Origin of the sequence: Paenibacillus sp. FSL R7-0128, from assembly GCF_038002245.1 — a bacterium.
GTDB lineage: Bacteria > Bacillota > Bacilli > Paenibacillales > Paenibacillaceae > Paenibacillus_AQ > Paenibacillus_AQ silagei.
The window spans coordinates 3,581,284-3,601,481 of record NZ_JBBOCD010000001.1; the positions used below are offsets into that span (position 1 = coordinate 3,581,284).

Sequence of the window (20,198 nt, forward strand, 5' to 3'; positions counted from 1 at the left end):
GGGGTTAACTCTTGCGCTGTCCGGCAACACTGTTTCTCTAGACCCACCCGTAAGTCAGCGTGTAGTATGGAACAATACTAATCTTTGGAGGTCCTTTTTCTTGGAAAATTACAGCGATATCAAACAAAGTGAAAAAGGAGCATGGCTAAGTCTTTTAGCATACATACTCTTATCTGCAGTCAAATTATTCATAGGAACGGTGTCAGGCTCTCAGGCACTCCTGGCTGACGGGCTGAATAACAGCACCGACATTATTGCTTCCCTGGCCATTCTGACCGGACTCAGGATTTCCCGCAGACCCCCGGATTCGAACCATGGCTATGGTCATTTCAGAGCAGAGACAGTTGCCGCACTGGTCGCCTCTTTTATTATGATTGCTGTAGGCTTCCAAGTGCTCTATCAGGGTGTGAATAAATTCATTCAGCCTGTGCTGGAGACCCCTGATCTGATTGCAGCGTGGACGGCAGCTGCCTGTGCTGTGGTTATGATCGCAGTATACCGGTATAACATCAGGCTTGCCCGCAAGCTGAACAGCAATGCCATGCATGCAGTGGCGCAGGATAACCGTTCGGATGCGCTGGTCAGCATGGGAGCCTTCGTCGGTATTATCGGCTCACAGTTCGGCATTCCCTGGTTAGATCCGCTCACAGCTACGATTGTCGGATTGCTGATCTGCAAGACGGCCTGGGATATTTTCCGCAAAGCTACACATGATCTCACCGACGGCTTCGATGCCGGTAAGCTGGAACTGATGAAGCAGACGGTAGCTGAGATTGAAGGTGTGGAGTCGATTAAGGATATCAAAGCCCGTATTCACGGTAATAATGTGCTGGTCGATACTACAGTACTGGTGGATTCCAGTCTGAATGTGGTGCAGAGTCACGATATTACGGAGGAGATCGAAGATCAGCTTAAGGACCGTCATCAGGTCGCTACCGTACTTGTCCATATCGAACCGATGTGATCAACAGGTGTACAACAAGAATAGGTTATATGAATTGCCTTGCCTTCGGGTGGGGTGATTTTTTTGTACTGTATTTTAGGAAAAGCGTTCATCTTTCTAGCCCAAACTTGCCCGCATTCCATTACCATGTATATAATAACAATATGTTATTAACAACCGAATCCTATTAATCGATTCAAGACAAGGAGAATATCCATGCCAAATCAACCCGTAACCGACTCTAACGGCTTGAACGAGGAGCAATTCCTGCAGAATTATAATGCGGGCAACTACGAACGTCCGTCTGTCACCGTCGATATGCTGATTTTCACCGTGATGGAGCGGGAGCAGAATAACTACCGCAAGCTGGCGGATAAGTCCTTACAGCTCTTGCTGATTCAGCGCGGGGAGCATCCTTTTCTGGGACAGTGGGCCTTGCCGGGAGGGTTCGTAGGGATCAGTGAGAGCGTAGAGGAAGCAGCCCGCCGGGAGCTGTACAGCGAAACTAATATCGATAATATCTACATGGAGCAGCTGTATACCTGGGGCGAGGTAGACCGTGATCCGCGGATGAGGGTGATCAGCTGCTCCTACATGGCGCTCGTGGACCGCAAGGCTCTGGACGTACAGGCAGGGGATGATGCAGCCGCAGCTGCCTGGTTCGATGTCTCGTACCACATTCTGGAGACCCGCCGCGAGGTGCTGGAGCAGGACGTCCGTCAGGAGACACTGGTGGAGATTATACTGGAGAGTGAGCAGGAGAAGCTAAGCGGGGTGGTCAAGCTTACCGAGACTATTCAAGGGCATGTCCGACAGGTCAGCCGTGAGATCGTGCGCAGCGCGGGGTTTTCTTTTGACCATCTGCTCATGGTGCAGTATGCCATCGAACGTCTGCGCGGCAAGGCGGAATATACCGATATTATCTTCAATCTCATGCCGCCGTTGTTCACCTTGTCCGAGCTGCAGCGTGTGTATGAGATTATCCTCGGCAAAGAGCTGCTCGCCGCCGCCTTCCGACGCAAAATCGCAGAGCGGGTCATCGAGACGGATCAGAGCACCCGGGATGCCGGACACCGTCCCTCGAAGCTGTACCGGTATAACCGGGAATGGAATTTATTTTGAGAATGCCCTTCTGTCCGGCAACGCTGCCTTGTGATGTTCTTAATAGAACTTTCATAGGGAAAAGCAGACAATTAGTTATATTTTGACTATTGTGTTTATGGCAAAGGACAGGGTGAGCCTATGATTAGCTGGAAGGATTCGTATGATATCGGAGTAGAAAAGATTGATTGTCAGCACAGGCAGCTGCTGGTGAAGCTGAACGACTTTTTTGACGCTTGCAGCAACCAGCAGGGCAAAGAAAAGATCGAAGAGACGCTGAGGTTCCTCAAGGATTACACCGTGGAGCATTTCGGCAGTGAAGAGCAGTTAATGAAGGACATCGACTTCCCGGAGCTGACGGAGCATCAGAAGACACACGCTGAATTCGTGCAGACGGTGTTGGAACTGGAGGAGACGATTAAGACCAAGGGCGTATCCGTATTATCCACGATCAAGCTGAACCGGACGCTGACGGATTGGCTGATCAATCATATTCACAAATGCGACAAGCTAATCGGTGAATGCATCGCTGCCAAAGGTAACCGGGCGGGCTAACTGAATGATCGGGAACAAGGAAATGCTGTAAGGCATTTCTTTTTTTATATTAGCTGCTTGGACCGGATGCGCCGCGTAGGCCGAATGTAATCGAAAAACCGATCATAATTGGACTGTAAGCTCTACGTAAGCCGAATGTAATCGAAAAACCGATTACAATTGGACTGTAAGATCTACGTAAGCCGAATGTAATCGAAAAACCGATCACAATTGAACTGGGAGCTCTACGTAGGCCAAATGTAATCGAAAAACCGATCACATTTCTATAAGAGTTACCAAAATACTTCAATGAACCCTATTGCCTGTTGATATTATCATAGTATTCATTGTGTTTAAGGGGGGAGGATCATCATGGATTGCCTGGGGTGTAGAATTGCGAACGGGCTTGAGCCTGACCTGAATATCGTCTATGAGAATGAATATATCACCTGTGTACTCGATATCGAGCCCTTCAATGAAGGCCATACCCTGATTCTGCCGAAAAAGCACTATTGGGACGTCGATGAGATGGATGCGAAGACTGCACATGCTGTTATGGAGGCTTCACAAAAGCTCTCCGCGCTGCTCAAATCTCTTTACCAGCCGGACGGGATCAGAATTATTGCAGACGGCGGTAAATTCAATGATCTGACCCACTATCATATGCATGTGCTTCCCCGGTATGAGGGGGACGGGCTACTGTGGGGAGAACCGCTGCACCCCGACGGGGCAGGGGAACGGCTGGGCGAGACGAGACGGAGAATGGTGGAAGGGTTGGCTGAGAAAGAGCCGATGCTGAAAAAAGCGATGGACACCCTGGAGTTTCTAAGTCAGGATGCGGCAGCGCGAATGGCTTATAATGCCCGGATGAAGGCGCTGAGCGATGAACATTCCCGTATTGAAGGAGCCAAGTCCGAGACGAGCAAAGAAATTGCCATTAAACTTCTGGAGCGCGGCATAGACCTGCAAACCATTTCCGAAGCCACCGGCTTATTGCTTGAAGAAATTAAGGAACTGAGACAATAAGCGAAAACACACATTCCTTCAACGGCAGCCGCAGGGCTGTCTTTCTTTTTTGTCCAAGGGGAACTCAGGTTTATCACAGGTTGACGGCACAGTTTATACCTGGTGAATACTTTGTGTTATGATTTGAAGTAGATCGTATAGAAACTTACTTTAAGGGAGTGGAATGAAGTGAAAAACATGCGGATGCTGGCCGGGGCTGCGGTCATGGTGCTGGTGCTTGGACTGGTGAATGTCTACATTGGATGGCATCTGTCCGTATTGCTCCAGGCATGGCTGCCGGGGATGAATACTGCTGCGTACTGGACTGTCTTTCTTGTCATTTCCTTCTCTTATATGATTGGCCGGGTGCCGCTGCCGCAGGCGCTGAGACCGGTAGGCAGGTTGTTCAAGGTGATTGGCTCTTATTATCTGGCTTGTATGGAGTTCGCCGTGATCATGCTGCCGCTGACCGATCTGCTCTATGGTGTGCTGGCGCTCGCAGGCGTAGGACTCTCCGCATTCGTAACGGAAGCCGGGACTACAGTGCTGGTATTGCTCGCTGTCTTCCTGGTCTGGGGATCGCGCAATGCCTGGAGTACTGTGGTGCGGACCCACCGGCTTAAGGTGGAAAAATCCATCGGAACCAGCGTTCCGCTGACGGTAGCAGTAGCCTCCGACCTCCATCTGGGCAACATTGTCGGCAACCGCCATCTGCGAAGAATGGTCAGGGAGATGAACGCGATGAACCCGGATATCATTCTGCTGGCCGGGGATGTGCTGGATGACAGCATTGAGCCTTTTCTCCGCAATGGGATGGAGCAGCAGCTGAAGCAGCTGAAGGCACGTTATGGAGTCTACGCCGTGCTGGGGAATCACGAATACTACGGCGGCTCGATTGCGCAGTATACAGAGGTTATGCGGGGTGTCGGCATTCAGGTGTTACAGGATGAAGTGGTGGAGACGTCGGGAGTCTACGTGGTCGGGCGCAAAGACAAGACTGCCGAGCACATGGAGGGTGGACGGCTCAGCGTGGAGACTCTTCTACAGGGAGTGGACCGCAGCAAGCCGATCCTGATGATGGATCATCAGCCGACTGGCTTCGGGATCGCTTCGGAGGCTGGAGTGGATGTGCTGCTGTCTGGACATACCCACCGGGGGCAGATTGCACCGAATCACTGGATTACCCGGCGGTTGTTCGAACTGGATTGGGGCTACCTGCTCAAAAACAAGCTGCATGTCATTGTCTCCTCCGGCTACGGAACCTGGGGACCGCCGATCCGCCTGGCCAGCCGCTCAGAGCTGATTAAGCTGGAACTTGTGCTGGATGGCAGCATGAGCTTTGGTGCAGACAAGGTGTCACCTGCGGCTAAGCCTGTTTTGATCTAACGGAAACCTGCATGTGGCAGGATTGAACCCTCTACCTTCCTTAGGGAAGATAGGGGGTTTTTTTCGGGTTATGGAGGAGTTATTCATTTTCTTTTGACATTCCTGCCGGAATCCGCTAATCTATCTGTAGAAATAGTTAAGCTATTAACTAAATGGAGTTGACGACTGCTAATGGATGATTTGCAAAAGATTGTGCTTGAGCTGCCGCTTGAAAATGAGGTTTTTTTCGCCTTGGTGGGAGCGACAGCGGGCACTGTGGCCGTCTCCGAGAAATACTGGCAGGTACAGGGGCTGAACGGGGCAAGAATTCGTGTACTGGTTGAGATTGCAAAGCACGGGGGATCGATTCTGCCCTCACTGCTTGCTGAGCGAATCGCGGTAACTAAAGCCAACATCAGCCTGCTGCTGACTCCGCTGGAGAAGGATGGCTATATTACACGGGCGGCTCACGCACAGGATGGCCGTAAGACAGTCATTTCGCTGACTGAAGCAGGTAAGCGCCTGCTGCTGGAGCAGCTGCCGGGGAACCGGAAAGCCGTTGCGGCGGTAATGAACCGGCTGGATGAGCCGGAGCTGCAGCTGCTGCTGGAGCTGCTGAATAAGCTGAGCAGAGGATAGAAGGTGTGGAATGTTCCGCATGCCGGGAGGCTGCCCGCAGACAGAGATTATATATAGCGGCTGGAGTATGCCGGTGGATATGTGAAGAAATCTGATTCCAATAAGGAAAGGGTGTTATCGCCTATGACGACAATATTGATTACGGGAGCAAACGGGCAACTGGGAAGTCTGATTCTGGAGAATCTGCGTAGCCGCATCCCTGTAGGGCAAATCATTGCCGGAGTAAGAAGTGCGGAGCAAGCTCCTTTTATCCGGGAGCAGGGAATTGAAGTCCGCAAGGTGGATTATGATCTGCCGGAAACACTGAATGAAGCTTTTCGCGGGATTTCCCGGCTCCTGCTGATCTCCAGCTCGCATACGGATGATAATGTTCGTCTGTCCCAGCATAAGCGGGTGATTGATGCGGCCAAACGAAGCGGTGTGAGACATATCCTATATACTGGTTTTGCATTCTCAGGGCGGAGAACAGATCAGAGCAAGCCGGATAATGTGCATACATTGACGGAACAGGCGATTATAGAGTCCGGGCTGGAATATACCTTTTTGCGCAATGCTCTTTATATTGATTTCGTAGGGGTGCTGGGGCTGAAGGAAGCCCTCTCCAGCGGAGAGCTGGTGACGGCACCGGGAGAATGGAAGTTTAACTCGGCAGGCCGACGGGATCTTGCATTGGCTGCTGTTGCTGCTGTACTTGGCGAAGAGGGAGCAGGCAACCGCATCTACGAATTGACCGCTCCGCAGACCTGGGATTTTGGCGATCTAGCCGAAGTTCTGACAGAGGTTGCCGGCAAGCCGGTGGTGCACCGTCAGGATGACGGAATTCAGCACTGGATCTATGCTTTTATGAGCAAGCTGGATACGGCTTCCACCTCCGGGGATTTGGAGCGGCTTACGGGCAGACCGGTCACCCCCTTGCGGGACAGCATACTGCCTTTTATAGTTTAGAACGTACTGACCTAAGTGAGCTTGTTGGTTTGGAGTCCTATTGTTTTGAGCAGGGTTTGTTGCTAGTATGATGACATTGATCAGGCAAGCCGGAGGGAGCGTATGTAAGTTGAAAAAGATACTGGTAGCCGATGATGATGTTCATATCCGCACGCTGCTGCGGCATGTTCTTACCAGAGAAGGATATCAAGCGATAGAAGCCGGAGACGGGCTGGAAGCCGCGGCACGCATGAAGGAGCAGACGGTCGATCTGGCGGTGGTGGATGTGATGATGCCGCATATGGACGGATTGGAGCTGTGTGCATACATAAGGGAGAACTATGACATTCCCGTCATTCTGCTGACGGCCCGTCAGCAGCTCAGTGATAAGGAGCAGGGTTATCTGCACGGGACGGATGATTATGTGACCAAGCCTTTTGAACCGGAGGAGTTGATCTTTCGCATCAAGGCCTTGTTCCGCCGTTATTCCATCGCTTCAGATGACCGGATTCGCCTGAATTCGCTGGTGATCGACCGTAAGAATTACGAGATCAGTGACGGGACAGAGGTGCTGCTGCTGCCGGTGAAGGAATTCGAACTGCTGGCCCAGCTGGCCCAATATCCGGGACGCCTGTTCACGCGTGGTGAGCTGATTGAGCTGGTCTGGGGGGCGGACTACGAAGGGGACGAGCGGACGGTGGATGTGCATATCAAGCGCCTGCGTCAGCGGTTCAGTGAATACCAGAATGATTTTATCATCCGCACGGTCCGGGGAATTGGCTACAAAGTGGACATGGTGAACTCATGAGATCGCTCTATGTACGGATGAGTATTATCTTCTGCTCGGTGATTATGATCAGCAGCGTGCTGGGATTTCTGGTCTCCAACCTGTATTACCAATCCCAGGTCAAGCCGAAGAATGATGCTAAGCTGACCCGGATGGCCATAGGTTTGCAGCAGTTCATTGAGGATCACCCGGATGCTGTGGAAGAATATCTCCTGAGTACGGCTTCCCTGGGGTACAAAATGTATCTGGTCAATGCCGATGGAGAGGAACGCTTCTATGGCCTGCCTTTCCGCAAAAATGACCTCAAGGAGGAAGCGCTGCGCAGTGTGCTGGCCGGGGAGATTTACCATGGGGTGGGTAATTTCCCCGGCCAGCTGTTCGTGACAGGGTTCTTCGATAACCAGCTCAGCAATTCCATTGGGGTGCCGGTCCATATTAACGGGGAGACCTATGCCTTGTTCATGCGTCCGGATGCCCAGGTGCAGTTCGGGGAGCTGCGGATCTTTTTTGTCGTGATTATCGGGGTCATTATTCTGCTAAGCCTGTGGTTCATGCTGATTACTGTATTTCATGTGGTGCGGCCGATCACCCGGTTAACCGAGGCCACGCTCCTAATCTCCAAAGGGCGCTACGACATTAAGCTCTACACCGCACGCCGCGACGAGATCGGCCAACTGGCTTCCCACTTCATGACGATGAGCCGTGAGCTGGAACGCACGAACCGGGCAAGACAGGAGTTTGTCGCCAATGTCTCGCATGAGATTGAGTCGCCGCTAACCTCTATTCAGGGCTTCGCCCATGCGCTCCAGGACGGTACTCTGCCGGAAGCCCAGCGTCTGGAGTATCTGTCCATTATCGGGGATGAGAGCCGGCGGTTGTCCATGCTCAGCACGCAGCTGCTAACCTTGTCCTCACTGGATTACGATGAGAATGCCCTGCAGAAGAGAAGCTTCGATCTGCGCGCCCAACTGCGCCAGGTCATTCAGATTATGGAATGGCATCTTACGGAGAAAGAGCTTGCGGTGCGGTTGCATGCCGGAGACATCACGCTTGCGGGCGATTCCAATCTGCTCTATCAGGTGTGGATGAATCTGGTGACGAATGCGATCAAATACACCCCGGCGGGCGGGACCCTCAGTATCGCAGCCCATGTGGAGGGCCAGCAATGTATTGTAACAGTGACCGACAACGGGGCGGGTATTCCGGCGGAGCAGCTGCCGATGATCTTCGACCGGTTCTACAAGGTGGATCAGTCGCGATCCCGTGAGCCGGGTAGCAGCGGGCTGGGTCTGGCCATTGCCCAAAAGATCGTCCAGGCGCATGGCGGAACCATCGAGGTGACGAGCATAGTAGGAGAAGGAACGACGTTCACTGTTTCTTTGCCCTGCCACCCTAACGATATAGATTGATTAGTCCTTCATAAAATAGATGAAAGCAACGGAGGGGAATTTGGAACTGTAGGAGCGATAGCGTACGCCTTTGTTACCGGATTTCTACCACGGATAGTTGTATAAATCAAGAAATCCGGGAACAACAGCGGCCGGAAGTCCAATATTCACCGCAGTTGCGCCTGCCATCTGTTTTTGGAAGCGGCTATGTTCAATCTATATAGTGTAATTCTCTATTCATACTCCGTTCATCTTCACTCTCTAAACTGTGGATATACAGATTAGAAGGAGTGGTTATATGTTCTTGGCAATACGGGAGATGAGGCACTCCAAAGCACGCTACAGTCTCATTATGGTGATTATGCTGCTGGTGTCGTTCCTGGTGCTGTTCGTCACCGGCCTGGCTAGAGGTCTTGCTTATGCCAACATTTCGGCGCTGAAAAATATGCCCGCCAATTACTTTGCCGTGCAGAGCGATGCGGATCATACCTTCAGGCGTTCACAGTTAACGGATACGGAGCTTGCGGCTGCCCGGTCAGTAGCCGGAGAGGCGAACGCGACTCCGCTGGGTGTACAGACCAGTACAATTACAGCTGCCGGTGCGGATGTGAAGGCGGATATTACTTTTTTTGCCGTAGATATGACGGGCATGCTGGCTCCTGAAGTAACGGAAGGCGCCGGATTCACCAATGAGGTTCAAGGCAGCGCGGTTGCAGACTCCAAGCTGGAACAGTCCGGCGTTACCATTGGCAGTACGATCCGTGATCAGGCTTCCGGCATGAGCTGGACGGTTACCGGCTTCGTGAAGGACAGCTCCTACAGCCATACTCCGGTGGTCTATATCAATCAGCTGGACTGGCAGGCGATGAAGCAAGGAACGGTTCAGGGAGGCGGAGGTTCAGGCAAGGCCAATGCCCCGTACAATGTAATCGCGCTGGATGTAACGGCGGCTCAAGCTGGGCAGATTGCAGATCAGCTACAGTCCGTAGAGGTAATTACGCAAAAACAGGCGATCGCCAGTGTTCCCGGTTACTCCGCCGAGCAGAATTCGCTGCTGATGATGATTGTGTTCCTGTTCGTGATTGCCGCAGTAGTTCTTGCTGTATTCTTCTATGTCATTACGATCCAGAAGACCAGCCAATTCGGTATCCTGAAGGCGATGGGGACCAAGATGTCCTATCTGGCCTGGAGTGTAATCGGTCAAGTGATGCTGCTGTCTGTCGCCAGTCTGGTGCTGGGCATATTGCTTACGCTTGGGATGAATATGGGCCTGCCCGACACGATGCCGTTTGAGCTGGACGGACAGACGATGGCGATGACCAGTCTGCTGTTCATAGGGATGTCCCTGCTGGGCTCGTTAATTTCGGTAGCAAGAGTAGCTAAGGTGGATGCCTTGGAAGCGATAGGGAGGACTGGAGCATGAGTGCGAAATTAGTGATGAAGCAGGTAACCAAGACTTACGGGGATGGGGACGGGGCGATGACCGTTCTGAACCATCTGGACCTTACGGTGAACGAAGGCGAATTCATAGCAGTACTGGGGCCATCCGGCTCCGGGAAAAGCACATTTCTCTCCGCAGCTGGTGCGCTGCTTACGCCCACCAGCGGAGAAATCCTCCTCGACGGCGAGTCGCTGCGTGACAAGGACAAGGGGGAATTGACGGAGCTGCGGCTGAAAAAAATCGGCTTCATGTTCCAAAGTGCGCAGCTGCTGCCGTTCCTGAAGGTAGAGGAGCAGCTGCTCTATGTAGCGAAGCTGGCTAAGCTCAGCCCGAAGGAAGCGAAGGTGCGTGCCGCCTATCTGCTGAAGCGTCTGGAGATCTGGGAACGCCGCAACCATTACCCCGAACAGCTGTCCGGGGGCGAGAAGCAGCGGGTGGCGATTGCCCGGGCGTGGATGAACAAGCCGGCCATTCTGTTCGCAGACGAGCCTACAGCCAGCCTGGATTACAGCCGTGGCCGGGAAGTGGTACGGATGATAGCAGACGAGGTGCGGAGCGAAGGCAAGGCTGCTGTAATGGTTACTCATGACGAACGAATGCTGGACTGGTGCGACCGGGTGCTGCATCTGGAGGATGGCGTGCTGGTTGAAGCGCATAGCCTTAATTAATTGGAACTGAACCCTGGGGACGGGGTTCAGTTTTTTTGATTGCCGGTTTCCCGCTGCAGAATGCCTTCACACGCCCGAGTAGGCCATAAACCCGCCGTCTACGGGAATGGTTACCCCGGTTACGAACCCGGACATGCGCTCATCGGCCAGCCAGAGCAAGGTGCCGAGCAGATCCTCCGGTGTGCCGAAGCGGCGCATCGGGGTCTGGGAGATGATTTTGAGCGAACGTTCGGTCAGTTCACCGTTCGGGTTCTTTAGCAGCTGTTCATTCTGTGCAGTGACGAAGAAGCCGGGGGCGATGGCATTCACCCGTATGCCGGACTCTGCCAGATGCACCGCAAGCCACTGTGTGAAGTTGTTGATGCCTGCCTTGGCCGCACTGTAAGCCGGAACCTTGGTGAGTGGCGATGCGGCGCTCATGGAGGAGATGTTGATCACCGCTGCTCCGGGGCGTCCGAGCATCTGCTTGGCGAAGATTTGGGTTGGAATTAATGTTCCGGTCAGATTGAGGTCAAGGACCGTTCGGAACCCGCTCACGGACAGATCGAAGAAGGAGATGACATCGGGATTCTCCAGGTCTCCCGGTTCTAAGGTCTCCTTGGTGGTAATCGCCGAAGGCTGATTGCCCCCGGCTCCATTGATCAACAAGTCGCAGGGACCCCACAGCTTGTGGATCTCTTCCGCAGCCTGCCGGACACTCCCGGCATCCATAACATCGCAGGCCAAGGCCAGGGACTGGCCGCCGCCGGAAGTGATCTGTGCAGCCAGAGCTGCCCCTTTGGCCTCCGTACGGTTCAGGATGGCGACCTTCATGCCTTGACGGGCCAATTCCAGCGCCATAGCGCTGCAGAGGGCTCCGGCTCCTCCGGTAATTACAGCGGTCTTGCCTGCCAATGCAGGCTGTAATGCCAACTCGGACATAGTGATCCAACCCTTCTTGGTGAAAGTATGATCGTACGTCAGGTTATATCAGTCTGCGGATCTTTGCTTATAATATTGCGGATATTTCTCCATCAGCATCTCCTGATCGGCGATCGTCAGGGCCATATGCTCCTGCATAAGCTGATCCCCTTGCTGAATATTATGCTGCTCAATGGCTTCATATAGACCATAATGCTGCCGGTACAGATGCTCCCAGTTGTGATCTGCCGTGAGCTTGAGCATCCGGCTGCGGTTCAGATGAACCTTGATCTGCTGGATGACCTCCCAGGTATTCTTTTTATTGCAGCCCATGAAAATCACATGATGGAACTCTTCGTCCAGCATGAACATTTCCTTATAGTCCTGATCCTCGATGCAGAGCTTCTGCTTGTCCAGATTAGCCTTCAGATCGATAAGATTCCTGGCCTGGAAGGCGCTGCACGATTCCCGGATGACTGCCCGCTCCAGATGCTCGCGCATGAAGCGGGCTTCTTCCACGAGCTCGGAATCAATCAGGGAGACCACCGTTCCCCGCTGGGGGTATACAGCAAGCAGGCCCTCCTGGGCCAGACGGACAAAGGCCTCACGGACCGGAGTGCGGCTGACACTGAACTTCAGCGAAATCTCCTTCTCCGAAATCCCGGTTCCGGGCGGCAGCTCCAGCAGCAGAATCTGATTCTTCAGTGAACGATACACGATGTCCCTTGTGGAGAGTGCTTGTGTACCGATAGTATATTCCATCGTGTAACCCTCCTGTTATTGATTGTGTAAGCACTACCATACTACCATACTTGTATGGTAGTATGGTAGTGCGAATGGGCAGAAGCGCCTGCTGTCCGCTTAAGGACGGTATCCGTGGCCCGTCAATATCATACACGAGAGGCTGGATAACAATATGAGTACCTCATCTTTTATTCATGACGACTGGCTGCTGTTAAGTCCAAGTGCACAGAGACTGTATCACGATTATGCCGCTGCAATGCCGATTTATGATTTCCACAGTCATCTGAATCCGCAGGAGATCAGCAGTAACCGCAGGTTCCGCAATATCGCTGATCTCGCCTTATCTGGGGACCATTACAAGTGGCGGGCGCTCCGCTGGCTGGGCGTTGACGAACAGCTCATTACCGGGAATGCGCCGGACAAGGACAAGTTCATGGTCTGGGCGCGTTCCCTGCCTGAGATGGTGGGCAATCCGCTCTACCACTGGACTCATCTGGAGTTGAAGCGCTACTTCGGGATCGACGAGCTGCTCTCCGGGGAGACTGCGGACAGTGTGTGGGAACGCTGCAATGAGCAGCTCCAGGGAGATGAACTGACTACGCAGGGGATTCTCAAAAAACTCAATGTCGATGTGGTCTGCACAACGGATGATCCCATTGATTCACTGGAGCATCACATTAAGATTAAGAAGGACAAAGTGCTTCAGACGGTGGTTGCCCCGACCTTCAGACCGGACCGGGTGCTGAATATCCGTGATGAAGGATTCACCGGATACGTGGGCCTGCTTGGTGAGGCGAGCGGTATTGAGATCCACGATTACTCCGGATTCCTCCAGGCTGTGACCGCGCGGATCGATTATTTCCATCAGCATGGCTGCCGGCTGTCGGATCAGGCCTTCGGTGAGCTGCCGCATGCTCAGTCTACAGAGCATGAAGCGGCCTACATATTCGCCCGGGCCTTCAAAGGGGAAGAGATCAGCCCGCAGGAGGAACAGAAGTTCCAGAGCCATACGCTGATCAAATTAGGCCGGCTCTATCATGAGCGGGGCATGAGCATGCAGCTGCATATCGGAGCGCTGCGCAACAACAACGCACGGATGTTCAGTGCCATCGGCAAGGACAGCGGCTTCGATTCGATTCTGGATTTCAATATGGCCCGCAGTCTCAACGCGCTGTTGAATGAGCTGGATGCCAGTGGACAGCTGCCGAAGACCATCGTCTATACGCTGAACCCTTCGCAGTATGAGATGATCGCCACCGCAATCGGTAACTTCCAGGGCGATGGCATCAAGGGCAAGGTGCAGATGGGTTCCGGCTGGTGGTTCCATGATCAGAAGGAGGGTATGCTGCAGCAATTGAAGGCGCTCTCCAGCATCGGCCTGATCAGCCCTTTTGTCGGCATGCTGACTGACTCCAGAAGCTTCCTCTCCTTCACGCGTCATGAATACTTCCGGCGCATTCTCTGCAACCTGTTCGGCACGTGGATGGAAGAGGGAGACCTGCCGCGAGACTATGCCTTAATCGGCCGGACCATTGAGAATATTTGCTACAACAATGCGGATGCGTATTTCGGGATCAAGTAGAGAGCAGGAGCGCAGCATACCATTCATGGGTTGGAAAAGCACAAGTGGAAACGGCTTTGCCGTCCTTTTAAAGGACGGTACCGTTTCGGCAAGAAATAGAAGGATCATTCATAGCGTGAAACCTATAAATTCTTATATTTTCAAAAAATCAGCAGGCTTCTTAAAGAGGCATGCTGATTTTTTGTTTCTTGAGGAAACTATGATTTTCCTCTGTTGTGGATAAGTGGTACGCAGGCGCGTGGCCCGAATGTATGCGGAAAACAGCATACATTTGGTGCTGGTGCGTATTTGTTCTGGTACCTTCCGGTGCATTCTACCGCGTACTGCTCCGGTAAGCAGACGGGGATACGCCGGTCGACTTCTTGAACACCTTCGAGAAGTGGGCCAGCTCCATGCCGACCTGCTCGGCGATACTGGAGATGCTGAAATCGGTGTAGGAGAGCTGCCTCTTCGCGAGCTCCATCCGTTTCAGCTGGACGTACTGCATAGGCGGAACGCCGATGAACTTCTTAAAGTAGGGAATGAAATAGTTCGGGTGCAGATGGACCCGCTCTGCCAGCTCCTCGACCGTCAGCGGCCGCATTAACCGTTGATCGATGTAGCCCAGCACATTCGCCAGCTTGCCCTGGTCGCTCGTATGTGTCAGATCGTCAAGGAAATTGCTATAGCCCCCCGATTCCAGACAGAGGGACAGCAGCGTAAGCAGCGCGGCCTGCGTCCGCAGGGTAGCGAGGAAGCCGGTATCCTGGAACCATTCAATCATCTCCGCGAACATCGTCCGGGTGGCCTCCGGATCAGGCACATCACAGATGTAGAGCTTATTCGCCGAATGAAACAGCGGCCATTCCCCAATCTGCGCATCGAAGTGGCAATAGTAGCGTGTATAAGGATCATCACGTGAAGTATCCGTGGTCTGGGTGGAACCTGCGGGCATAATCATCAGCTGTCCGGGTCTCGGATAGTACGCCACTCCGTTGATAATCACCTTGCCTTCGCCGGAATCAATATAATACAGCCGGTTGAAGGCAGGGGTCTCATTCGTCCGGTTCCATCCCGGATATCTGCTGGTTAACTGGGCATGGGTAACGGTAACCGTCAGGTTGTGCAGCAGGCGTCCGGTCAAATTTCCGTTCGCAATCATATTCATGTCAGGGCTCCTCCATTAAGGATATAAATCTATTATAACGCTTCCATTTATCCAATACATCTTATTATTATACAAATATACCTTAATTACAGTCATGTTCACCACCGGCAAATAGGGTTATCCTCATAACATAAACTGTTTCAGGAAGGGAATGGGAGATGGATAAGGTACGTTATGGAATTATTGGCGTCGGGGGTATGGGGCGGACCCATGCACAGAGTCTACTGAGTGATATTAAGGGGGCCGAGCTAACGGCCGTCTGCGACATCAGCCCTGAGCGGCTGGAATGGGCAGAGGAGCATTTGCCGGATCATGTGCAGCGCTTTCTGTCGCCGGAGGAGCTGTTCAAGTCCGGGATCATTGATGCGGTGATGATTGCCACCCCGCATTATGATCATCCGCCACTGGCGATTGAAGCGCTGGGCTATGGGCTGCATGTTCTGATCGAGAAGCCTGCCGGTGTCTATACGAAGGCAGTACAGGAAATGAATGACGCCGCAGCGAAGTCTGACCGCAAATTCGGCATTATGTATAACCAGCGGACGAATCCGCTCTATCAGAAGCTGAGAGAATTGATTCAGTCCGGGGAGCTGGGAGAGATCCGGCGCACGAACTGGATTATCACCAATTGGTACCGCTCTCAGAGCTACTATGATTCCGGCGGCTGGCGGGCGACCTGGGGCGGGGAAGGCGGCGGAGTGCTGCTGAACCAGGACCCGCACCAGCTTGATCTCTGGCAGTGGACTACCGGAATGATGCCTAAGCGGGTACGCGCTTTTTGCCAGTTCGGGAAGTACCGGAATATTGAGGTTGAGGATGATGTGACCGCTTATGTGGAGTATGAGAATGGCGCAACCGGGCTGTTCATCACGACTACAGGGGAAGCGCCGGGGACGAACCGGTTCGAGATTACAGGCGACAACGGTAAAATCGTTATCGAAGACGGCAAGCTGACCTTCTTCCGCCTTCGCACCCCGGAGCCGAAGTTTAATGCGGAATATACCGGAGGGTTCGGAGCACCGGAATGCTGGAAGTGCGAGATTCCGGTGGAAGCCGGAAATGGAGAACAGCATAAGGGGATTCTGCGCAACTTCACCAATGCGATTCTGCATGATGAGCCGCTATTGGCTCCGGGGGAAGAGGGCATTCACGGGCTGACCCTGTCCAATGCCATGTATCTGTCTGCGTGGACCGACAACTGGGTGGACCTGCCGATCGACAGCGAGCTGTTCTATGAGAAGCTGATGAAGCAGGTGGAGAATTCGACTTTTCAGAAAGCTCCGGTCAGCCAGAAAGCCCTTGATGTATCGGGTACCCACTAGATTAACTTTACTCTCTTACGCCAATCAAACTTATCTAGGAGTGGATGAATACAATGAACCGTTCAACGATTGCCGCCCAAATGTATACCCTGCGTGAATATACCCAGACGCCGGAAGCCTTGCGGGAGAGCCTGCGGAAGGTGAGCAGCATCGGGTACCAGGCTGTCCAGATCTCCGGGATCGGTCCCATGGACCCTAAGCTGGTGAAGGAATATGCCGATGAATTTAATCTGAAAATATGTGCGACACACGTTCCCTGGGACCGGCTGGTGAATGATTTGGATGCACTCGCTGCCGAACATAAGCTGTGGGACTGCAAATACATCGGTCTTGGCTCGCTGCCTGCGGAATATCAGACCAGCCAGGAGGGCTACCGCACCTTCGCCAAGCTGGCTTCCGGCATTGCACGTACACTTAAGGAAGAGTATGGCCTGCAATTCGTTTATCATAATCATGATTTTGAATTTGAACGTTTTGACGGTCTGACCGGTATGGATGTGCTGCTGCAGGACAGTGATCCGGAGGTCTTCGGGTTCGAGCTGGATCTGTACTGGGTTCAGGCGGGGGGCGGAGATCCTGTAGAGTGGATTCACAAGGTGGAAGGCAGAATGCAGGCCGTGCATTTCAAGGATATGACTATTCTGAACCGTAAGGCAGTGTTTGCCGAGATCGGCGAAGGCAATATGAACTATGGAGCGATTATTGATGCCTGCCGCAAGACCGGGGTGGAATGGCATATCGTGGAGCAGGATGTGTGCCAGCGTGATCCGTTCGAGAGCCTGGAGATCAGCCTCCGGCATCTGCACTCCAGATTGGAGGTGCAAGCATGAGCCGCAAGGATGGAATGATGTATGCTCCGGTACATGAGGCGAAGCCTGTCGTGGGACCGGGTGAATTCGTAATTGCTGCGCTGGCACTGGATCATGGGCATATCTACGGGATGTGCAACGGGCTGGTGGAGGCGGGAGCCGAGCTGAAGTGGGTATACGATCCTGACCCCGAGAAGGTAAAAGCATTCCTGAACAAGTATCCCGGCGTCAAAGCCGCACGCTCTGCTGAAGAGATTCTTGAAGATCCTGAGGTCCGGCTCGTAGCAGCAGCGGCCGTTCCTTCGGAGCGCGGTCCGCTCGGTCTGCGGGTGATGGCACACGGGAAGGATTATTTCACGGACAAATCTCCGTTTACTTCTCTGGACCAGCTCGCGGCAGCACGCCTTCAAGTGGAGCAGACGGGGCGGAAATACATGACATATTACAGTGAGAGACTGCATGTAGAGAGCGCTGTCTATGCCGGTCAGCTGGTGCAGCAGGGGGCGATTGGCCGTGTGCTTCAGGTGATGGGACTGGGGCCGCACCGGTTAAATGCACCCAGCCGGCCGGAATGGTTCTTCCAGCGTGACAAATACGGCGGCATTCTCTGTGACATCGGCAGCCATCAGATTGAACAGTTCCTCTTCTACGCGGGCTGCCGCGATGCCAAGGTACTGCACAGCAAGGTCGCCAACTACAATAATCCGGCTTACCCGGAGCTGGAGGATTACGGGGATGCTACGCTGGTTGGGGACAACGGGGCTACGCAGTATTTTCGCGTGGACTGGTTCACTCCGTCAGGGCTAGGGACCTGGGGCGACGGACGGACGATCATTCTCGGCACAGAAGGCTATATCGAACTGCGCAAATACAGCGATATCGGCCGCTCCAGCACACCGGACCATGTCTACTGGGTAGACGGCGAGGGCGAGCATTATGAGCATGTGGCTGGGAAGATCGGGTTCCCGTTCTTCGGTGAGCTGATTCTGGACTGCCTGGAACGGACGGAGAAGGCGATGACGCAGGAGCATGCGTTCAAGGCTGCTGAGCTGTGTCTGGAGGCGCAGCGGCAAGCGGTGAATCTGACCCCGGATACGCTCAAATAGTTGCATTACAGCTATCAGAAGATCGGAAGGTGGTTAAGATGAATACCAATGGAGCAGCGATTATCGGCTGTGGGGCGATTGCCCCGCTGCATGCCAGAGCCATTGCTTCCATCCAGAATGCACGGCTGGTAGCCGTGGTGGACAGTGACCCTGTTCAGGCAGCACAGTCTGCTCAGGATTACGAATGTGAAGGCCTGACGGATTACAGGGAGCTGCTGGAGCGTGCAGATATCGGCATCGTCCATCTCTGCACGCCGCATCATCTGCATGCCGGAATGGCGGTAGAGCTGCTGAAGGCCGGCAAGCATGTGTTAACAGAGAAGCCTATGGCGCTGGATGTGCCTTCGGCCCGCTTGATGCAGGAGGCGGCGGAGCATGCAGCGGGTCAGCTGGGTGTAGTGTTCCAGAACCGTTATAATGAACCTTCAGTGCGGATCAGACAAGTAATCGATTCCGGCAGCCTGGGGAATCTCCTCTGTATGAAGGGTCTGGTAACCTGGACCCGGACTGAGGAGTACTACACGAACAGTCCCTGGAGAGGCCGCTGGGCTACGGAAGGTGGAGGGGTATTGATCAATCAGGCTATCCATACCCTGGATCTGCTGCAATGGTTCGGCGGTGACATCGCTGCCGTGAAAGGGAGTGTCAGCACCGATGTGTTGAACGATGTCATTGAGGTCGAGGACAGCGCACATGCGTGTATCGACTTCAAAAACAAGGCGCGCGGACTTTTCTACGGAACCAATGCGTATCAGGCCAATTCGCCGGTGGAGCTGGAGCTGGTCTTCGAGCAAGGGACCCTGCAGCAGCGCCGTGACAGTCTCTATCTGTGGAAAGAGGGTGCGGAGACGCTGCTCTGCGAGCCGCAGAGCATCAGCAGCGGCGGGAAATCGTACTGGGGCACCGGGCACTCACGGTTAATTCATGACTTCTACGCCCACATCCGTGAAGGCCGCAGGTTCTGGATTGACGGTGCTGAGGGCATCAAAGCGCTCACGCTGATTGCAGAGATCTACAAGTCCTCGGGCAGCCGGAATCTGGTCCCTCAGGTCTAGCATTCATCAACCGGCTGATGCCGGAATAGGCTGTCTCTTAGGCAGAGTTCTGCTTAAGAGACAGACTTATTTGTGTTGCGTTTAGCCGAAGAGACTGGAAGTAAGCCGCTACAGCTTAATCGCAAGCCAGCAGGCTTCAATGGTCTGCTGAATCTGCTGCTCGTTAAGCGGATATTTTCCGTCCAGATATCCTTTGATGACAGCAATTAATATCCCGTAGATCAGCTGATAGCACAGACAGACATTCATTTCCCGGATGATTCCCTGCCGCTGGCCTTCTTCAATGATGGAGAATATCTCTAAGGTTGAGGGGGCCAGCGTGTTCCGCAAGTCCTCGGAAATATAGGGCGAGGAGCAATAGTTCTCTGTGAAATCAACCTCTTTGGGGTATTGAAGCGAATAGTTGGCCGTATTCTTCAGAAGGCTCTTCACACGCTCATAGATGGTTAAGCCGGGATCATAGCCGTTCATGACGAACTCATTTTTATGTATGCGGACTTTATGGTACAACTCATTGACCAGCTGCTCCTTGTTCTCGAAATAATGATAGAATGTGCTGGATCCTACATTGGCCCTCTTGAATATTTTGGCAAAAGTAACAGATTGTAAGCCTTCTTCAGTAATTAAATCAAGGGTTGCCTGAAGAATATCATCGCGTTTACCCATCATTACACCTCACTAGCGGAAAAATCATTCTATAAAATAGTACAGCTTCTGCAAGGAAATGTCAATTAACAG

Annotated in this window: 20 protein-coding genes; 16 read left to right on the plus strand and 4 right to left on the minus strand. The window is 53.2% G+C overall.

Features of this window, described 5'->3' with window-relative positions; genetic code table 11:
- The first annotated feature begins 100 nt into the window (after window positions 1–100).
- The 11 genes from NST26_RS14815 to NST26_RS14865 all read left to right on the plus strand — a co-directional run bounded on the left by NST26_RS14815 (window position 101) and on the right by NST26_RS14865 (window position 10,795).
- Entirely contained in the window at window positions 101–964 is an 864-nt protein-coding gene (locus NST26_RS14815) for a cation diffusion facilitator family transporter (RefSeq protein WP_340979326.1), read from the plus strand.
- Window positions 965–1,159: 195 nt separating this feature from the next.
- Window positions 1,160–2,065: an NUDIX hydrolase gene (locus NST26_RS14820; protein WP_036728705.1), complete on the plus strand. Its 906-nt coding sequence runs from the start codon at window positions 1,160–1,162 to the stop codon at window positions 2,063–2,065.
- 120 nt (window positions 2,066–2,185) lie between these two features.
- A complete protein-coding gene (locus tag NST26_RS14825; RefSeq protein WP_081751292.1) occupies window positions 2,186–2,599 on the plus strand; it encodes a bacteriohemerythrin in 414 nt (137 codons plus the stop codon).
- Window positions 2,600–2,950: 351 nt separating this feature from the next.
- The gene (locus NST26_RS34040) at window positions 2,951–3,604 is read left to right on the plus strand and encodes an HIT domain-containing protein (protein ID WP_445323324.1); all 654 of its coding nucleotides are present in this window, start codon (window positions 2,951–2,953) and stop codon (window positions 3,602–3,604) included.
- Window positions 3,605–3,781: 177 nt separating this feature from the next.
- On the plus strand, window positions 3,782–4,969 hold the full coding sequence (locus tag NST26_RS14835) for a metallophosphoesterase (RefSeq protein ID WP_340958067.1): 1,188 nt from the start codon (window positions 3,782–3,784) through the stop codon (window positions 4,967–4,969).
- Window positions 4,970–5,140: 171 nt separating this feature from the next.
- On the plus strand, window positions 5,141–5,587 hold the full coding sequence (locus tag NST26_RS14840) for a MarR family winged helix-turn-helix transcriptional regulator (protein ID WP_339314090.1): 447 nt from the start codon (window positions 5,141–5,143) through the stop codon (window positions 5,585–5,587).
- Window positions 5,588–5,710: 123 nt separating this feature from the next.
- The gene (locus NST26_RS14845; RefSeq protein WP_340953197.1) at window positions 5,711–6,532 is read left to right on the plus strand and encodes an SDR family oxidoreductase; all 822 of its coding nucleotides are present in this window, start codon (window positions 5,711–5,713) and stop codon (window positions 6,530–6,532) included.
- 70 nt (window positions 6,533–6,602) lie between these two features.
- Complete coding sequence (locus NST26_RS14850) at window positions 6,603–7,319, plus strand: response regulator transcription factor (protein WP_155991638.1); 717 nt, start codon at window positions 6,603–6,605, stop codon at window positions 7,317–7,319.
- Window positions 7,316–8,707 carry a sensor histidine kinase gene (locus NST26_RS14855; RefSeq protein ID WP_340953193.1) on the plus strand — a complete coding sequence of 464 codons (1,392 nt, stop codon included), beginning with the start codon at window positions 7,316–7,318 and terminating at the stop codon, window positions 8,705–8,707. The genes NST26_RS14850 and NST26_RS14855 overlap by 4 nt, the downstream gene beginning before the upstream one ends.
- Before the next feature lie 277 nt (window positions 8,708–8,984).
- Window positions 8,985–10,109 (plus strand): ABC transporter permease, encoded by a 1,125-nt coding sequence (locus tag NST26_RS14860; protein ID WP_340953191.1) that lies wholly within the window; start codon window positions 8,985–8,987, stop codon window positions 10,107–10,109.
- Window positions 10,106–10,795, plus strand: coding sequence for an ABC transporter ATP-binding protein (locus NST26_RS14865; protein ID WP_036728687.1), 690 nt, complete (start codon window positions 10,106–10,108; stop codon window positions 10,793–10,795). The genes NST26_RS14860 and NST26_RS14865 overlap by 4 nt, the downstream gene beginning before the upstream one ends.
- 66 nt (window positions 10,796–10,861) lie before the next feature.
- On the opposite strand, the gene NST26_RS14870 is transcribed toward NST26_RS14865, so the two are convergent.
- Together NST26_RS14870 and NST26_RS14875 are read right to left on the minus strand one after the other, a co-directional pair.
- Window positions 10,862–11,716, minus strand: a complete 855-nt coding sequence (locus tag NST26_RS14870) for an SDR family oxidoreductase (protein WP_340953188.1) — start codon at window positions 11,714–11,716, stop codon at window positions 10,862–10,864.
- Window positions 11,717–11,764: 48 nt separating this feature from the next.
- Window positions 11,765–12,457, minus strand: a complete 693-nt coding sequence (locus NST26_RS14875) for a GntR family transcriptional regulator (RefSeq protein WP_339256501.1) — start codon at window positions 12,455–12,457, stop codon at window positions 11,765–11,767.
- A gap of 154 nt (window positions 12,458–12,611) precedes the next feature.
- On the opposite strand from NST26_RS14875, the gene uxaC reads away from it, so the two are divergent.
- The gene (gene uxaC / locus NST26_RS14880) at window positions 12,612–14,021 is read left to right on the plus strand and encodes a glucuronate isomerase (RefSeq protein ID WP_340953186.1); all 1,410 of its coding nucleotides are present in this window, start codon (window positions 12,612–12,614) and stop codon (window positions 14,019–14,021) included.
- 313 nt (window positions 14,022–14,334) lie between these two features.
- Here the strand turns inward: uxaC and NST26_RS14885 are convergent, their stop codons facing one another.
- Window positions 14,335–15,168, minus strand: coding sequence for an AraC family transcriptional regulator (locus NST26_RS14885; protein ID WP_327196478.1), 834 nt, complete (start codon window positions 15,166–15,168; stop codon window positions 14,335–14,337).
- A 158-nt stretch (window positions 15,169–15,326) separates the two neighbouring features.
- Between NST26_RS14885 and NST26_RS14890 the strand changes: the two genes are divergently transcribed.
- Genes NST26_RS14890 through NST26_RS14905 form a run of 4 tightly spaced genes read left to right on the plus strand, consistent with a single transcriptional unit; the run spans window position 15,327 to window position 19,460 of the window.
- Window positions 15,327–16,490: a Gfo/Idh/MocA family protein gene (locus NST26_RS14890; RefSeq protein ID WP_340979328.1), complete on the plus strand. Its 1,164-nt coding sequence runs from the start codon at window positions 15,327–15,329 to the stop codon at window positions 16,488–16,490.
- Between the two features lie 53 nt (window positions 16,491–16,543).
- A complete protein-coding gene (locus NST26_RS14895) occupies window positions 16,544–17,320 on the plus strand; it encodes a sugar phosphate isomerase/epimerase family protein (protein WP_076078010.1) in 777 nt (258 codons plus the stop codon).
- Window positions 17,317–18,405 carry a Gfo/Idh/MocA family protein gene (locus NST26_RS14900; RefSeq protein ID WP_209870394.1) on the plus strand — a complete coding sequence of 363 codons (1,089 nt, stop codon included), beginning with the start codon at window positions 17,317–17,319 and terminating at the stop codon, window positions 18,403–18,405. The genes NST26_RS14895 and NST26_RS14900 overlap by 4 nt, the downstream gene beginning before the upstream one ends.
- Before the next feature lie 38 nt (window positions 18,406–18,443).
- Window positions 18,444–19,460 carry a Gfo/Idh/MocA family protein gene (locus tag NST26_RS14905; protein WP_340979329.1) on the plus strand — a complete coding sequence of 339 codons (1,017 nt, stop codon included), beginning with the start codon at window positions 18,444–18,446 and terminating at the stop codon, window positions 19,458–19,460.
- 108 nt (window positions 19,461–19,568) lie between these two features.
- On the opposite strand, the gene NST26_RS14910 is transcribed toward NST26_RS14905, so the two are convergent.
- Window positions 19,569–20,129 carry a TetR/AcrR family transcriptional regulator gene (locus NST26_RS14910; protein ID WP_339314099.1) on the minus strand — a complete coding sequence of 187 codons (561 nt, stop codon included), beginning with the start codon at window positions 20,127–20,129 and terminating at the stop codon, window positions 19,569–19,571.
- Window positions 20,130–20,198: the final 69 nt, after the last annotated feature.

Excerpts from the sequence above, each read along its gene's own strand:
- NST26_RS14825 (WP_081751292.1), top strand. The coding sequence starts at position 2,186 with ATGATTAGCTGGAAGGATTCGTATGATATCGGAGTAGAAAAGATTGAT.
- NST26_RS14885 (WP_327196478.1), bottom strand. The coding sequence starts at position 15,168 with ATGAATATGATTGCGAACGGAAATTTGACCGGACGCCTGCTGCACAAC.
- NST26_RS14865 (WP_036728687.1), top strand. The coding sequence starts at position 10,106 with ATGAGTGCGAAATTAGTGATGAAGCAGGTAACCAAGACTTACGGGGAT.
- NST26_RS14870 (WP_340953188.1), bottom strand. The coding sequence starts at position 11,716 with ATGTCCGAGTTGGCATTACAGCCTGCATTGGCAGGCAAGACCGCTGTA.
- NST26_RS14875 (WP_339256501.1), bottom strand. The coding sequence starts at position 12,457 with ATGGAATATACTATCGGTACACAAGCACTCTCCACAAGGGACATCGTG.
- NST26_RS34040 (WP_445323324.1), top strand. The coding sequence starts at position 2,951 with ATGGATTGCCTGGGGTGTAGAATTGCGAACGGGCTTGAGCCTGACCTG.
- NST26_RS14900 (WP_209870394.1), top strand. The coding sequence starts at position 17,317 with ATGAGCCGCAAGGATGGAATGATGTATGCTCCGGTACATGAGGCGAAG.
- NST26_RS14820 (WP_036728705.1), top strand. The coding sequence starts at position 1,160 with ATGCCAAATCAACCCGTAACCGACTCTAACGGCTTGAACGAGGAGCAA.
- NST26_RS14895 (WP_076078010.1), top strand. The coding sequence starts at position 16,544 with ATGAACCGTTCAACGATTGCCGCCCAAATGTATACCCTGCGTGAATAT.
- uxaC (WP_340953186.1), top strand. The coding sequence starts at position 12,612 with ATGAGTACCTCATCTTTTATTCATGACGACTGGCTGCTGTTAAGTCCA.
- NST26_RS14890 (WP_340979328.1), top strand. The coding sequence starts at position 15,327 with ATGGATAAGGTACGTTATGGAATTATTGGCGTCGGGGGTATGGGGCGG.
- NST26_RS14840 (WP_339314090.1), top strand. The coding sequence starts at position 5,141 with ATGGATGATTTGCAAAAGATTGTGCTTGAGCTGCCGCTTGAAAATGAG.
- NST26_RS14835 (WP_340958067.1), top strand. The coding sequence starts at position 3,782 with ATGCGGATGCTGGCCGGGGCTGCGGTCATGGTGCTGGTGCTTGGACTG.
- NST26_RS14905 (WP_340979329.1), top strand. The coding sequence starts at position 18,444 with ATGAATACCAATGGAGCAGCGATTATCGGCTGTGGGGCGATTGCCCCG.
- NST26_RS14910 (WP_339314099.1), bottom strand. The coding sequence starts at position 20,129 with ATGATGGGTAAACGCGATGATATTCTTCAGGCAACCCTTGATTTAATT.
- NST26_RS14855 (WP_340953193.1), top strand. The coding sequence starts at position 7,316 with ATGAGATCGCTCTATGTACGGATGAGTATTATCTTCTGCTCGGTGATT.
- NST26_RS14845 (WP_340953197.1), top strand. The coding sequence starts at position 5,711 with ATGACGACAATATTGATTACGGGAGCAAACGGGCAACTGGGAAGTCTG.
- NST26_RS14860 (WP_340953191.1), top strand. The coding sequence starts at position 8,985 with ATGTTCTTGGCAATACGGGAGATGAGGCACTCCAAAGCACGCTACAGT.
- NST26_RS14850 (WP_155991638.1), top strand. The coding sequence starts at position 6,603 with ATGACATTGATCAGGCAAGCCGGAGGGAGCGTATGTAAGTTGAAAAAG.